Source organism: Blautia sp. CGZ-1-C1 (assembly GCF_056504575.1).
This window is the reverse complement of the sequence record NZ_JBWLUT010000090.1, coordinates 38,862-52,095: the sequence shown is the minus strand read 5'-3', so window position 1 is coordinate 52,095 and position 13,234 is coordinate 38,862. Positions and strand designations below refer to the sequence as shown.

Here is a 13,234-nt window from a genome sequence, read left to right as displayed (position 1 = left end):
AGATTCCAACTGCCCACAGATCATCTGTTATATATTTTGTTCTAAACAAGGAAGGAAACTTTTATTCTGAAGAATGTAGCATACCTTCTTTTATTTGTTCAGATATTCCTCATTTCTTTCAATAATTTCTGCGCAATTATCTGCAGTTACTAATTCACATTCAATTGCAATATCTTCCACCTTTTCTCCGTCAAGATATTTTACTGCATTCTCAAGAGCTTTATATCCCATTGTATATGGATCCTGAGAAACTGTAGCAACCAGGTTAGTTCCATTCTGGATAGCTTCCATAACTTCCCCATCTGTATCAACTGCAACTACATTAATATCTGAACGATTTAATGACTGTGTCGCTGCATATGCTCCCAGTGCCATTTCAGCGTTTGCGCCCCATACAAATTTGATATCACCATTTGCCTGAATGATACTTTCTGTTGCTGCCAGAGATGAACTTCTGTCTGCATTACAATCCTGTTCGGAAACAATTTTTATATTAGGATACTTTTCTTCCATTTTATCTTTGAATCCTTTTGCTCTGTCAGCAGTTGCAGATGCTGCCGGCCATGTCAGAATTGCAATCTCGCCTTCTCCATTCATTTCAGTTCCTATATAATCTGCTGCAATCTCTCCAATGCCGTAATTATCGGAGCTTACAAAACTTGCCACATCCACGCCTTCAATACCAATATCGCATGTTCCAACTGCAACACCTTTATCCTGTGCTTCTTCGATAACCGGAACAATTCCTTCTGAATTACATGGTCCTACAATGATGTAATTTGTTCCCATCTCAACAAAATTTTCTATATCTGCTACTTCCTGCTGCAGATCCCCATCTGCATATTTATAATTAAATTCAACTCCAAGATCTTTTGCTGCATCCTGCATTCCAATTGTTTTAATTTCCCAGTGTTCTACAGCACCGTATCCATGGGAAGCAGAAATAACATATCCATCTGATTCTGCTGATACTGTCATTGCTCCACATAATACCATTCCCATTGTTAACATTCCGATTACCATTTTTCTTTTCATTTTCAAGCTCTCCAATCTTTTAATTTATGAAAATAATTTTTTCAGATATGTAATAGACTCTTCTGTGTACTGATCATAGAATTCTTCCTGTACAATTCCGCTAAATGGATTTGCTGCTGCTGGTAAGAGTTCCATAGAAATCCATCCATTATAATCAATATCTTTTAATGCCTGTGCAATTTCTTCAAAATCAATATGACCTCTTCCAGGTGCTGCTCTGTTACTGTCTGCAATGTGGAGATAATACAATTTCTTTCCTACATTTCTAATTGCATCTCCCATGTTGCTTTCCTCAATGTTCATATGGAATGTGTCACCCATGACACCAACATTCTCCAGTCCTACTTCATTAACCATTTTGAGTGCCATATCAAGTTTTGTTATCAAATATGTTTCATATCGATTCCATGCTTCTAATGTAAGACGAATATTATTCTTTAAAGCATATTCTCCGGCTTCCTTCAGTCCTTCTACTGCCCATTTCCAAGCTGTTTCAAATGGTGCATCAGCGTCAATTTTCATATTCGCTGTCACCTGTGTACTAATTGATTTTGCTCCAATCGCAACAGAAAAATCCACGCACTTCTTCATATATTCTACTGCCTGTTTTCTGATTACTGGATCATCTGAAACAAAATCTCTTTCATTTGTAAAAATTGCACAGATAGAACTGGCTTCAATATTATTCTCTTTCAAAAGTCTGCAGATTTCAGCTGTATCAAATTGATCTGGTTCACCTACAAAATCTACACCATCATAGCCAAATTTTGCCGGTCCGACCGTTGATTCCGCTCTGCAATACTCTCACCGGCGTATACCAGTGTGTTGTAAGAAATTTTTACGTTCATTTTCTTCCTCCTTGTTATGTTTTTCATTTCTTTATGTAACACCATGATATATTGTTTCACTGTTTAAGCCAATCAAAATCTCGTCTTATTGTTCATTTTCGTTGTTTTATACTTTTTTTTAACTGTTTTTTTGTTTATTTTGCCGTATCATGGCACCTGTTTCATGTAACATTTTCATGTAGTTACATTTTTTTATTTCATGTAGTTACATTTTTTTTATTTATTCCTTTTACATTTTGCAATTTTATGCTATAGTAGTATTATAACTTATCAATATACGGAGGAATGTATGCAGTCTAAAAAAATTACAATCCGTGATGTTGCAAAAGAGGCTAATGTATCTATTGCAACTGTATCACGCGCATTAAATAATAACTGTCATGTTAAAAAAAATACTTTGGATTCTATTTTTCAGGCAATAGAAAAACTTGGCTATCAATATGGTGAAACAAAATTATCCGATAATACACCATCTGCTTATCCTACCGGCACGCTTCCTCTTACTCAATCAGATGAGCAGACTGATAAAATTCTCCTTATGAATATTCCGGATATGTCAAATCCCTTTTATTCAAAAATTATTGACGGTGTTTTATCATCTGCAAATATGCGCTCTATGTCTGTCGTTTTTACATCGTTTAAATTTAGCTCTGATAACGTAGACAAATTTATTCATATGATTCATCGTTTAAAAGCAAATGGCGTGATTACTTTAAAATAGTATTTCTCCATCAGCATTAAAGCTAATTACTTCCCATGTTCCAGTCGTACAATGTTGTGAATATTTTGACAATCCGTATGCCTCCTACGTAGGAATTGATGATTTTGCATCTACCGAACTCGCATTAAACTATTTTCTTTCAATTGGGCGAAAAAAAATAAGTATTATAAATGGACCTATTGAATTTAATTATGCAAGAATACGTCTCGCTGCATATAAATCCATTATGGCTTCTGCTAATATTGATTATCCTTCTAACTGGATTATCCAGTTGCCAGAATTAAATCATGATCTTGCTTTTACATCAATTGTGCAGGTTCTGTCTTCACCAAACCCACCAGACTGCTTTTTCGCCATTTCAGATAATCTGGCTGCTGCTGCTATAAAGGCAGTACAATACTGTAATTTAAAAGTTCCTTCAGATGTTCTTGTCATTGGATTTGATAATACAAATATTTCTCAATTGTCAACTCCATCTATTACTACGATCAAACAGCCTTGTTCTCAACTTGGATATCTTGCTTCTGAACTTCTGATTGAAAAAATCAATAATCCAGATACCGAAATTAAGCAAGTTCAACTACCCACTGAATTAATTATTCGTGAATCTACATCACAGGAATAAATACAAAAAAGACAGTGATTTCGCGCAAACATGAAATCACTGTCTTTTCTTATACATATTTTCAGTCAAAGATTCTCATAATATCCTGATATCGATTCACTACTCGATAAATCTCTACACTGTGAGCACATCTTAAATTCCGGTACTGTCATCTGCAGAATTGGAATAATAATCTCCTTATTACTCATAAGCTGTTTCATTCCCGCATCATATTCTGCACCATTTACTCCAGACGTATATACGTCTATTATTGTCTCATCACGCATGATTTCTCCTCTCCAAAGGAACTGGAACTGTTATTCTTTTGTATATAAATATATTAACATGCAAGTCTTTCTCTTGCAATTCCTTCATAATACTTATTCTATCCAAATATAATTGAAAAAGATACTACTCTGTATCATCTAATACATTTTGCAGAGCTAAAACACATGAATAATGGCTTGCAAATATGCCACAACAAATAGTAACATTTTCTTGCAAAATCCTCTTCAGCAATTTATGATAGATGTATCTAAACTGTTTTACGAAAGGTATTGCTACTATGAAGCTTGCACTCGCCCAAATATCTATGGCCTCAAATATGCAGGAGAATCTGGAAAAATCTTTGTTATTTTGTGATCAGGCAAATGGAACTGATTTACTGTTTTTCCCAGAGATTCAGCTTTCTCCATTTTTTCCTCAGTATGAAAAAAGGAACGTTGACTGCTATTGTCTTCAGCCTGATTCTGTGGAAATCTCAAAATTAAAAGAAAAAGCAGCACAGCATCACTATTATCTGTCACCTAATGTCTACCTGGAGCGTCAGGGAAAAAGATATGATACTTCCCTGTGGATTACACCCGATGGACAGTTAGCAGATACTGCCCAGATGATTCATATCGCACAGGCAAAACAGTTCTATGAACAGGACTACTACACTCCTTCCGATACAGGATTTAAAGTATTTGACACACCCTTCGGAAAAATAGGAATCGTCATCTGCTATGACAGACATCTCCCGGAAAGTATCCGCACCTGCACGCTAAAAGGAGCCGATCTGATCATTATTCCCACTGCCAACACGAAAGCAGAGCCAATGGAAATGTTTGAATGGGAAATGCGTGTCCAAGCTATGCAGAATCAGGTGTTTATTGCCATGTGTAATCGCGTCGGAAGAGAAGACGCCATGGATTTCTCCGGTGAATCACTGGTTATTCATCCAAGTGGTGATATTCTTGCAAAAGCAGATGATTCCGAACAGCTTCTCACCTGTGAGATCAATCTCCAGGAAACATCCCAATTAAGAAATAAAATACCTTATCTGAAAACACGCAGACCTGAATGTTATTTATAAGGAGGGACCTCATCATAAATCATGTGGAAATGCCGTTAAGTCTGTAGGAGGATACCATGCACATGCAGCCTGTGCTCTGCTTGATTTTTCCAGATGTTCTCCTACATCTAAACCTGAAGCATTATCCAGTGCTGCCATACATGTAAGATAACCTCCTGCCGATTCTCCCATAACGCCAATCTTTTCCTCATCAATATTGAACCTTTCTGCATAAGCTCTCAGATAACGTATAGCCGCCTTTACATCCTGAATCTGCGTTGGATATTTTCCTTCATTAGATGTACGATATTCATCCAATCACTGCTACTTTTTACCCATTATTTCATTTCCTCCTTGTGTTTGCTTTCTGTTTGTTTATGGGTATATTTTAGCAACAAAAAAAGAGAAACTCTCTCTAAAAACGGAAACGGCACATTTTAATGACCTTATTATAAACAAATTTCTTTTCTTTTTCTATCCAGGTCAAAAAAATTAATACTTTTTTTGACCTGGACAGAAGACAAACTCTTACTCTGCCAATAACACCTTACATCTTTTCTTATAACAGGCAATTCCATATTTTACAACATTCTCCATACCATCCCCAAGTAGTGCTGCCTCATAATGCTTTTCCTCAATCTGTTGGATTGCCTTATTGCAGGCAGAATCAAATGCTGCATCTTCTGCATATTTGATTTCCACTACAATACCAGTCCGGCTCTCTGGAACTTCAATGAGAATGTCACTGTATCCTTCTCCGGACTCTGCGTTAGATTTCACCAGCCAGTTTTCCTTATATCTGAGAAGTCCCAGAATCATTCCATGGTAAAAATTCTCCTTTTTCTCTCTGCCAGATGTGTCCCGAATACTGATAGTATTCCAGAGATATTCATTCAGAAGCTTTTCAATTTTCACAGCGTCTTTCTGTGGAAAAGCCTGACAGAAAGCTTCCAGTGTCCCTGTATCCTTCCTTGATGACTTACGGAACCATTCCCGAATCTGCGTTATAAATAATTCTCTGATTTCTCTGTTAGGAATTGCCAGACGATATTTCCTACCGTCTACTCTGCCTCTCTGAGTCAGATAACCGGTAGTAAATAATACGCTCCACAGATTTTCTATCGACTGATCCAGCTCACTATAGGTCAGTTCCTGATGAATCTCTTTTATAACCTCGTCACCTGCAATCAGGCTCTCAACCTCATTTTTCGTAACACTGTCTGCTTTGTCAATCAAACGACGTACAATGGCATTTCCGCTGGTATTAGACCAATAATTCTGAGGATATGCATCTTCATCTGCCCGCAGATCGTCACAGAAATTAATCACATCCCAAGGACAATATACATCCGTTTTTCCAAAACGATAACCGTCATACCATTCTTTCATTGTTTCATAATGTTCTTCCAGATCATAATATGCCAGCATTTCTTTAACTTCTTTGTCTGTAAAACCGAAATATTCGTCAAACTGTGCATTTGTAATTGTAAGTGTTTTCAGATTATTAAGTCCTGTAAAAATACTTTCTTTTGAAATCCTCAGACATCCCGTCAGCACTGCAAAGTACAGACTCGGATTCGTTTTTAAAGCATTTCCAAACATTACACGAAGAAGCGATACCATCTGATCATAGTACCCATACTGAAACGCTTTATCCAGAGGAACATCATATTCATCTATAAGAAGAATTACGTTTTTTCCATAATGCCTGCAAAGTAAGTCTGACAAAGTTTTCAGACTGGTACCCAATACATCATTTGTCATGGCAAAAAGACTGCCTGTACCTTTTCCTATTTCTGTAAGCTGCTGATAAATGTCTTTATCTTTATCAGATAGTCTGTCACTTTCCAGAAGAAATCCGAAGCGCAAAGCTTCCTGTCCTATAATATATTTCATTGCTGCCAAAGCTTCCTGAAATGTCTGTCCCTCTACGCCTTTAAGGCTAATAGAAATCACCGGAAACTGCCCCATATATTCCTGGCACAGTTCTTTTTCCTCTGAGATCTTCAGACCATCAAACAGTGTCTTATCACAACCAATTTCAAAAAATGTCTGCAGCATAGACATATTGAGACTTTTTCCAAATCGTCTCGGTCGGGTAAACAGATTTACTTCTGCCCAATTTTTCAAAAGCTCGACCAACAGACCTGTTTTATCTATATAGTAAAAGTCATGCTGAACCAGTTTGTTAAAAGAATCGACTCCTACCGGCAGTTTCTTTTTATTGCTCATCTGTTTACACTCCTCTCTGAAAATGGTACTGTTCACTCCATGCCCAGCAACCTAAAAATACATTTCTTCCATTCATTCTTTTCCTTATCTTAACATCCCCAAAAGACAATAGCAAGGATTCTATTTTAGTAGCTTCAACTACAAAAAAGAGATCGTTACTGTTCACTCCGTTCACGGTAACGTAGCCACTGGGACGGAAAGTCATTCATTCATAACCGATTTATGATTTATCTGGCAGGAAGTATAGATTTCCTTAATTTTCTCAGCTATCTGCTGTAATTTCTGGGCACGATGTCCGAAGATTCTCAATGCCAGATCACCCGTAGTCAGGCGGGTAACACCGCCGTCTACTTCTGAATCTTCATCCAGAATCTGCCAGATCTTTTCCTTCAGTTCTGATGTTCTATCCAGACCATCCGCGTCACCTCTGTCACATAGTTTAGACAGAAACAGATTTGCCATATGTGTGAAACCCTCGTACAACCCGATTCCTTCCATCGGCATTTTGCCCGGTTCATATCTGGTGTTGTCTCTGTAGATCAGTTTTTCTCCCCGGTACAGCAATACCTTTGAGGAAAATCTGCGATACTGAAATCGTTCCTCATGTGCATTTCGACCACAGGAAATGATCTCCAGCAAAAACAATTTCGAAGTTTCATCTTCCAGATGAATCGTCATTTTGCTGTCAAAAGCAGACTGTGCAAAAGGGATTACAGGCTGAGGATAATAGTATAATGCAGCATTTTTATCTACCTGCACTTCTATGGTACGGCTGGCAGAGCCTTCATCCATCTTGTGAATCTTCTCGAAAGACTGGGACAGAATCTCCAGGTCTGCACCTTCTTTTACATGGTAGGAAAATTCCTGTGAATCTCCTGCCATGATTCCGGCAGATGCGCAGAGAGGCATGATCTGGATTCCTCCATTTTCCTTTTCAAAAGGTGTCATGATCTTGTATGGTGCTGTAAAAGACAGGTCTTCCAGAATGGTTTTTCCATCTTTCAGTGCGGCGCAGGCACTGATACGGGAAACTTTTCCAAATTTGTTATCCATAGGCTTTCTTTACATTCCTTCTAAGAGTACATTCTTCTTAATCCATTCCACTACTTTATCCACGTTCTCATCTCCGCGGATATTTGTGAACTGGAATGGTCTGTCACCGCGCATTTTTCTGGAGTCTCTTTCCATTACTTCGAGACTTGCACCTACATATGGAGCCAGGTCGATCTTGTTGATGACAAGGAGATCAGAGCGTGTGATTCCAGGACCGCCTTTACGTGGAATCTTATCTCCTTCTGCTACATCAATGACGAAGATGGTTGCATCTACCAGTTCCGGACTGAATGTTGCAGACAGATTATCTCCACCACTTTCGATGAAAAGAAGTTCAATATCAGGGAAACGCTCCATCATCTCATCTACTGCTTCCAGATTCATGGAAGCGTCTTCGCGGATCGCTGTATGAGGACAGCCGCCTGTTTCCACACCAATGATACGCTCTACCGGAAGAACACTGTTCTTTGCCAGAAACTGTGCGTCTTCCTTTGTATAAATATCGTTTGTGATGACGCCGATGCTGTAATCTTTTGCCATCTTTCTTGACAATGCTTCAATAAGTGCTGTTTTTCCGGAACCTACAGGTCCGGCAACTCCGATTTTTACATATGACATACCGATTTCCTCTTTTCTACTTTACTTGTTGATAGCTTCTTATAATCTGTTCGCTAATTTTCCACATATAAATTTTTAAGATTTCATATTATGCACATGATTCTATTTCTATTCACATTTTAGCCTGGAAAAACTAATGTCAGATTCAAACTACGACATATATAACCTGGAATAGAGTTTCTCATGCTGGATTCCTCTGATATCAAATCCCGGCGCAGAGAGACACATATCTTCTTCACTTCTTGTCATCACATCTTTTAATATCTCGTCAAATTCTCCATAACAGCCACTTAGCAGCTGCTGCCCGGATGTCTGACTCAATGGAATTGTTTTTACACAGTTTGTCACAATAGCTGAGGTCTGTGCATAGAGATAATGCGTTAAGGCTTCCTCCAGCGGAATCTGCATTTCTGCGCAGAAAACTCCGTAAATACAGCAATGATTTACTGCTTTTCCTTTTCGTGCATCCAGATATTCTCTGAAAATCCCGTTTTCACTGATGGATAATCCAAGTTTTTCAATGGTCTTTGCGAAACGGGAACCCATTTTTCTGGCTGCCTCTCTCTGCTCCATAGGAATTCTTGATGCTTCCAGAAGTTCTTCCAGATATAGAAGTTCTTTCAGGTCTTTTTTCTCAGCCGCTTCATAGGCTAGTCTGGCTGCCAGAAGCTCTGTGTATGCAAGATTCCATTTGATTTTGTGCGTAATATATTCTCTGGCTGTGTCTACATCGTGGACAATTCCCCGCTGGATATAAGTCTCCAGTCCCTGTGAATGAGAATAGCCTCCGATTGGAAATAATGCATCATTTACCTGCAGTAAATAAAATTGTTTTTCTGACATGAAGAACCTCCATAATAATTCATTTGCATATTGATTATCCAGATAAATTTAGTGATGATGATTATGAATACTCGCAGAAATCCTCCTGTCAAAGTCCAGCTTCAACACTTCTTTCTCTGCCTGAACTCCATGGATTTTCTGAAGCATAACAAGCATTGGCTCGTTATAGATCGTGATAAATGTATCATTCTCTCCCCAGAAAAGTGGTGCATGTCTGTTGCCAATTTCGTAGCAAACTTTTGCAGACATTTTCTCATGTCCGAGAGTCAGAGAAACGCGGATCACTTCACATGGCGGTGTATTTACCACTACAAGTTTCTCATCATCTGCATAGATCACATCATCCTGATACAGACCTCTGGCAAGAATGGAATCGTCCATGCGGATTCCCACTTCTGTTCCTTTGTCTGTTGTTTTCTTATGTATTTTCTTGAATGCTTCGTGCCATTCAATATCTACATATTCTATTGTTTTTCCTGTAGTATCAAAGTCATGAAGCTTTCCTAAAACCTGTTCACACAGCATTATTTTCTACCTCCTGAATCCGATAAAAATTTCTTATCAGATTTATTTTCTACCAAATCTGAAGTAACATCATAACTCCAGGAACCCATGCAGTTACAATTCCTTCAAATACCTGAAGATATGGAACGAATTTTCCCAGTTTCTTTCCACAGATATCTTCTACGAAAGCAGTTCCCCAGAGAATTGCCCACAGATACCAGATTGCTGCCCAACGCAGATCCGGTGTGATTCCCAGTGCAGTGCTTCCTGTAAATCCCTCGATTGTACCAAAGATCACCGCATTGATGGCTACAAAAGTAGAAAACCATGCAAATGGGATCGGGCTTGCTTTCAGGAATTTACTCAGGGCTACGAAAAGATAGGTAAAGCAGAACAGTAATCCTGTTCCTGCTGCATAATAATTGCCCTGCACCAGATTGACAAAATTAATAAATAAAGAAAGACCACCTGTAAAGATGTTCATGATGGCGGTTGATTTTCCGTCTACATTGTATAAAGAACACATACCGTTGTTGATCAGTACGATTCCTACGAATAAAAGACAAACTCCTAACATAATATTCTCTCCTCTCCTGCTTCTTCAGTATATTTTTCTGTTAAATCTGACAGGACTGTCATTATATTGTTTGGTAAGTTCTTATAAAAGTTCTCACAAAACTCCATAAATAACAGTCCTGCGAATATCATTTTTATGATCAGATAACCAGAATGTAATGGTTTAAAATTGTTTAGAACAGACTGTAAAGCTGTGTCAGCGGAAGCTTCTCTGCCGGTTTGGAAGTGATCTCTTCACCGTCAACAGTGACCTTATATGTCTCCGGATCTACAGTCAGTTCCGGTGTTCTGTCGTTAAATACCATATCTTTTTTGCTGATATTTCTGCATCCCTTTACAGGTACTACAGTTTTCTCAAGACCGTATTTCTCTTTTACATTCTCATCCATGGCAGCCTGGGATACAAAGGTCAGGCAGGCTTCGTTCTTAGCTTTTCCATGAGCTGCAAACATTGGCTGATAGAGAACCGGCTGTGTAGTCGGAATGGATGCATTTGCATCGCCCATCTTAGATGCAATGATCATACCGCCTTTGATGATAATATCCGGTTTTGCACCAAAGAATACAGGATTCCAGAGAACGAGGTCTGCGAATTTACCTTCTTCCACAGAGCCCACATACTGGGAAATACCGTGTGTGATTGCCGGATTAATGGTATATTTGGAGATATAACGTTTTACACGGAAGTTGTCATTGTCATGTCCTGCATCTTCCGGAAGTGCACCTCTCTCATCTTTCATCTTGCTTGCTGTCTGCCAGGTACGTGTGATAACCTCACCTACACGTCCCATAGCCTGAGAGTCAGAGCTCATCATACTGAAGATACCCATATCATGAAGAACATCCTCTGCTGCAATTGTCTCAGGACGGATTCGGGAATCTGCAAATGCAACATCTTCCGCAATTCTCTTGTCAAGGTGATGGCAGACCATCAGCATATCCAGATGCTCATCCAGAGTGTTTACTGTATATGGCATTGTAGGGTTTGTGGAGGATGGCAGTACGTTCGGAGCTGCTGCTGCGCGGATGATATCCGGTGCATGTCCACCGCCTGCACCCTCTGTATGATAAGTATGGATAGTTCTGCCGCCGATGGCTGCAAGTGTATCTTCCACACATCCACCTTCATTTAATGTGTCTGTATGGATGGCAACCTGTACATCATATTCATCTGCCACATTCAGACAGTGATTGATAACTGCAGGTGTTGCACCCCAGTCCTCATGAATCTTCAGTCCCATAGCTCCGGCCTTGACCTGCTCAATAAGAGGAGCTTCGTCTGAGCAGTTACCCTTTCCAAGGAAACCTAAGTTCATCGGATATTCCTCGGCTGCCTTTAACATCATTTTTAAGTTCCATGGTCCAGGTGTACAGGTAGTCGCATTTGTACCGTCTGCAGGGCCTGTACCACCACCGATCATAGTAGTTACACCGCTGTATAATGCACAGTCGATCTGCTGCGGACTGATGAAATGGATATGGGTATCAATTCCACCTGCAGTTACGATCATTCCCTCTCCTGCAAGTGCTTCTGTAGATGCACCCACTGTCATTCCGGGTGTCACACCATCCATGATGTCCGGATTTCCGGCTTTACCGATTCCTGCAATCTTGCCATCTTTAATACCGATGTCTGCTTTTACGATTCCTGTGGAGTCTACGATCAATGCATTGGTAATTACCAGTATCCAGATCTCCGTCTTTGCTGCAGGTTTTTACAGACTGTCCCATACCGTCACGGATTGTCTTGCCGCCGCCGAACTTTACTTCGTCTCCATAGGTTGTATAATCTTTTTCTACCTCGATCACAAGGCTTGTATCTGCCAGACGTACCTTATCTCCTGTAGTCGGGCCATACATTGCCGCATATTTGCTTCCGGAAATTTTTGTACTCATTGTTGTCCCTCCTTACAGAAATCCTTTTAATTTCGCAGTTTCCATGGATGCTGCTTTTGTATCGTCAGTTGCCTGTGCGCGGGTAAGGTCATTCAGTCCGAATACTCTCTGTCTGCCGCCCATTTCTGTAAGCTGAACCTCTTTTTCTTCACCCGGCTCAAATCTTACAGATGTTCCTGAAGGAATGTCCAGATGATATCCATAGGCTTTTTCCCTGTCAAAAAAAAGGCATTTATTTACTTCAAAGAAGTGAAAATGAGAACCGACCTGAACCGGTCTGTCGCCTTTGTTTGCCACTGTTACTGTCACTGTTTTCTTGCCTTCATTAAGTGTGATCTCACGATCTGCGGCCATAATTTCACCGATTTTCATGCTCATTTTCCTCCTTACTGAATTGGATTATGTACTGTCACAAGCTTGGTTCCATCTGGGAATGTTGCTTCTACCTGAACTTCACTGATCATATCAGCAACACCGTCCATTACGTCATCCTTTGTAAGGATCTTGGTTCCAAGCTGCATCAGCTCTACCACTGTTTTACCATCTCTTGCAAGCTCCAGGAGTTCAGAACTGATATACGCAAGTGCCTCCACGTAATTCAGTTTCAGACCTCTTTCCTTTCTCTCTTTTGCAAGATTTCCTGCCATATGAAGCATTAATTTTTCCTGTTCTTTGGGATTCAGCCTCATGATATTCCTCCTCTCGAATTGTGCGGATTATAATATGCAAAAATCTGTTACTGTTCACTCCGTTCTCAGTAACATAGCCAAAATTCATTCCAGATTGCCTGCGGCAATGGAATTTTGGCTTGTATGTCTCGGGATTTTGGCATATTCATGCCAAAACACCTCGCGGGATAGTGGTGTGTGAACAGTAACAAAAATCTTCGTAGTACGCAAAAAAGAGCAGACAATGGGATTCTTTCTCAGACCCCATTGTCTGCTCTTTGCACGAAAATTTTTATATAG

The 13,234-nt window shown here is 39.6% G+C and carries 14 protein-coding genes and 2 pseudogenes; 3 read left to right on the top strand and 13 right to left on the bottom strand.

What is annotated here, in order from left to right; translation table 11 throughout:
- Window positions 1-90 precede the first annotated feature (90 nt).
- Together AC058W_RS07535 and AC058W_RS07530 are read right to left on the bottom strand one after the other, a co-directional pair.
- The gene (locus tag AC058W_RS07535; protein ID WP_118411242.1) at window positions 91-1,035 is read right to left on the bottom strand and encodes a sugar ABC transporter substrate-binding protein; all 945 of its coding nucleotides are present in this window, start codon (window positions 1,033-1,035) and stop codon (window positions 91-93) included.
- Window positions 1,036-1,059: 24 nt separating this feature from the next.
- A pseudogene (locus AC058W_RS07530) lies at window positions 1,060-1,794 on the bottom strand (TIM barrel protein); the annotation flags it as partial.
- 378 nt (window positions 1,795-2,172) lie between these two features.
- Here AC058W_RS07530 and AC058W_RS07525 point away from each other — a divergent pair.
- Both AC058W_RS07525 and AC058W_RS07520 read left to right on the top strand, forming a co-directional pair.
- Window positions 2,173-2,604, top strand: a complete 432-nt coding sequence (locus tag AC058W_RS07525; RefSeq protein WP_479389911.1) for a LacI family DNA-binding transcriptional regulator — start codon at window positions 2,173-2,175, stop codon at window positions 2,602-2,604.
- Window position 2,605: 1 nt separating this feature from the next.
- Window positions 2,606-3,229: a substrate-binding domain-containing protein gene (locus tag AC058W_RS07520; protein ID WP_479389921.1), complete on the top strand. Its 624-nt coding sequence runs from the start codon at window positions 2,606-2,608 to the stop codon at window positions 3,227-3,229.
- 65 nt (window positions 3,230-3,294) lie between these two features.
- Here the strand turns inward: AC058W_RS07520 and AC058W_RS07515 are convergent, their stop codons facing one another.
- Window positions 3,295-3,495: a hypothetical protein gene (locus AC058W_RS07515; protein ID WP_119243584.1), complete on the bottom strand. Its 201-nt coding sequence runs from the start codon at window positions 3,493-3,495 to the stop codon at window positions 3,295-3,297.
- A 242-nt stretch (window positions 3,496-3,737) separates the two neighbouring features.
- On the opposite strand from AC058W_RS07515, the gene AC058W_RS07510 reads away from it, so the two are divergent.
- Window positions 3,738-4,565 carry a carbon-nitrogen hydrolase family protein gene (locus AC058W_RS07510; protein WP_227226541.1) on the top strand — a complete coding sequence of 276 codons (828 nt, stop codon included), beginning with the start codon at window positions 3,738-3,740 and terminating at the stop codon, window positions 4,563-4,565.
- A gap of 12 nt (window positions 4,566-4,577) precedes the next feature.
- Here the strand turns inward: AC058W_RS07510 and AC058W_RS07505 are convergent, their stop codons facing one another.
- The 10 genes and pseudogenes from AC058W_RS07505 to ureA all read right to left on the bottom strand — a co-directional run bounded on the left by AC058W_RS07505 (window position 4,578) and on the right by ureA (window position 12,955).
- Window positions 4,578-4,862, bottom strand: a complete 285-nt coding sequence (locus AC058W_RS07505) for an alpha/beta hydrolase (protein ID WP_118411238.1) — start codon at window positions 4,860-4,862, stop codon at window positions 4,578-4,580.
- Between the two features lie 210 nt (window positions 4,863-5,072).
- Window positions 5,073-6,776: an AAA family ATPase gene (locus AC058W_RS07500; RefSeq protein WP_118411237.1), complete on the bottom strand. Its 1,704-nt coding sequence runs from the start codon at window positions 6,774-6,776 to the stop codon at window positions 5,073-5,075.
- A 201-nt stretch (window positions 6,777-6,977) separates the two neighbouring features.
- The gene (locus AC058W_RS07495) at window positions 6,978-7,829 is read right to left on the bottom strand and encodes an urease accessory protein UreD (RefSeq protein ID WP_118411236.1); all 852 of its coding nucleotides are present in this window, start codon (window positions 7,827-7,829) and stop codon (window positions 6,978-6,980) included.
- Between the two features lie 9 nt (window positions 7,830-7,838).
- The gene (ureG, locus tag AC058W_RS07490) at window positions 7,839-8,447 is read right to left on the bottom strand and encodes an urease accessory protein UreG (protein ID WP_021925795.1); all 609 of its coding nucleotides are present in this window, start codon (window positions 8,445-8,447) and stop codon (window positions 7,839-7,841) included.
- Between the two features lie 150 nt (window positions 8,448-8,597).
- A complete protein-coding gene (locus AC058W_RS07485; protein ID WP_118411235.1) occupies window positions 8,598-9,290 on the bottom strand; it encodes an urease accessory protein UreF in 693 nt (230 codons plus the stop codon).
- A gap of 48 nt (window positions 9,291-9,338) precedes the next feature.
- The gene (locus AC058W_RS07480) at window positions 9,339-9,815 is read right to left on the bottom strand and encodes an urease accessory protein UreE (RefSeq protein WP_479389910.1); all 477 of its coding nucleotides are present in this window, start codon (window positions 9,813-9,815) and stop codon (window positions 9,339-9,341) included.
- A 49-nt stretch (window positions 9,816-9,864) separates the two neighbouring features.
- Window positions 9,865-10,371: an AmiS/UreI family transporter gene (locus AC058W_RS07475; RefSeq protein ID WP_008705095.1), complete on the bottom strand. Its 507-nt coding sequence runs from the start codon at window positions 10,369-10,371 to the stop codon at window positions 9,865-9,867.
- 172 nt (window positions 10,372-10,543) lie between these two features.
- Window positions 10,544-12,266: pseudogene (gene ureB / locus AC058W_RS07470) on the bottom strand (urease subunit beta).
- A 12-nt stretch (window positions 12,267-12,278) separates the two neighbouring features.
- On the bottom strand, window positions 12,279-12,638 hold the full coding sequence (gene ureB / locus AC058W_RS07465) for an urease subunit beta (protein ID WP_479389909.1): 360 nt from the start codon (window positions 12,636-12,638) through the stop codon (window positions 12,279-12,281).
- A gap of 14 nt (window positions 12,639-12,652) precedes the next feature.
- Complete coding sequence (ureA, locus tag AC058W_RS07460; RefSeq protein ID WP_117844345.1) at window positions 12,653-12,955, bottom strand: urease subunit gamma; 303 nt, start codon at window positions 12,953-12,955, stop codon at window positions 12,653-12,655.
- Window positions 12,956-13,234 lie beyond the last annotated feature (279 nt).

Excerpts from the sequence above, each read along its gene's own strand:
- ureG (WP_021925795.1), bottom strand. The coding sequence starts at position 8,447 with ATGTCATATGTAAAAATCGGAGTTGCCGGACCTGTAGGTTCCGGAAAA.
- ureA (WP_117844345.1), bottom strand. The coding sequence starts at position 12,955 with ATGAGGCTGAATCCCAAAGAACAGGAAAAATTAATGCTTCATATGGCA.
- AC058W_RS07500 (WP_118411237.1), bottom strand. The coding sequence starts at position 6,776 with ATGAGCAATAAAAAGAAACTGCCGGTAGGAGTCGATTCTTTTAACAAA.
- AC058W_RS07480 (WP_479389910.1), bottom strand. The coding sequence starts at position 9,815 with ATGCTGTGTGAACAGGTTTTAGGAAAGCTTCATGACTTTGATACTACA.
- AC058W_RS07475 (WP_008705095.1), bottom strand. The coding sequence starts at position 10,371 with ATGTTAGGAGTTTGTCTTTTATTCGTAGGAATCGTACTGATCAACAAC.
- AC058W_RS07510 (WP_227226541.1), top strand. The coding sequence starts at position 3,738 with ATGTATCTAAACTGTTTTACGAAAGGTATTGCTACTATGAAGCTTGCA.
- AC058W_RS07485 (WP_118411235.1), bottom strand. The coding sequence starts at position 9,290 with ATGTCAGAAAAACAATTTTATTTACTGCAGGTAAATGATGCATTATTT.
- AC058W_RS07525 (WP_479389911.1), top strand. The coding sequence starts at position 2,173 with ATGCAGTCTAAAAAAATTACAATCCGTGATGTTGCAAAAGAGGCTAAT.
- AC058W_RS07515 (WP_119243584.1), bottom strand. The coding sequence starts at position 3,495 with ATGCGTGATGAGACAATAATAGACGTATATACGTCTGGAGTAAATGGT.
- ureB (WP_479389909.1), bottom strand. The coding sequence starts at position 12,638 with ATGAAAATCGGTGAAATTATGGCCGCAGATCGTGAGATCACACTTAAT.
- AC058W_RS07535 (WP_118411242.1), bottom strand. The coding sequence starts at position 1,035 with ATGAAAAGAAAAATGGTAATCGGAATGTTAACAATGGGAATGGTATTA.
- AC058W_RS07495 (WP_118411236.1), bottom strand. The coding sequence starts at position 7,829 with ATGGATAACAAATTTGGAAAAGTTTCCCGTATCAGTGCCTGCGCCGCA.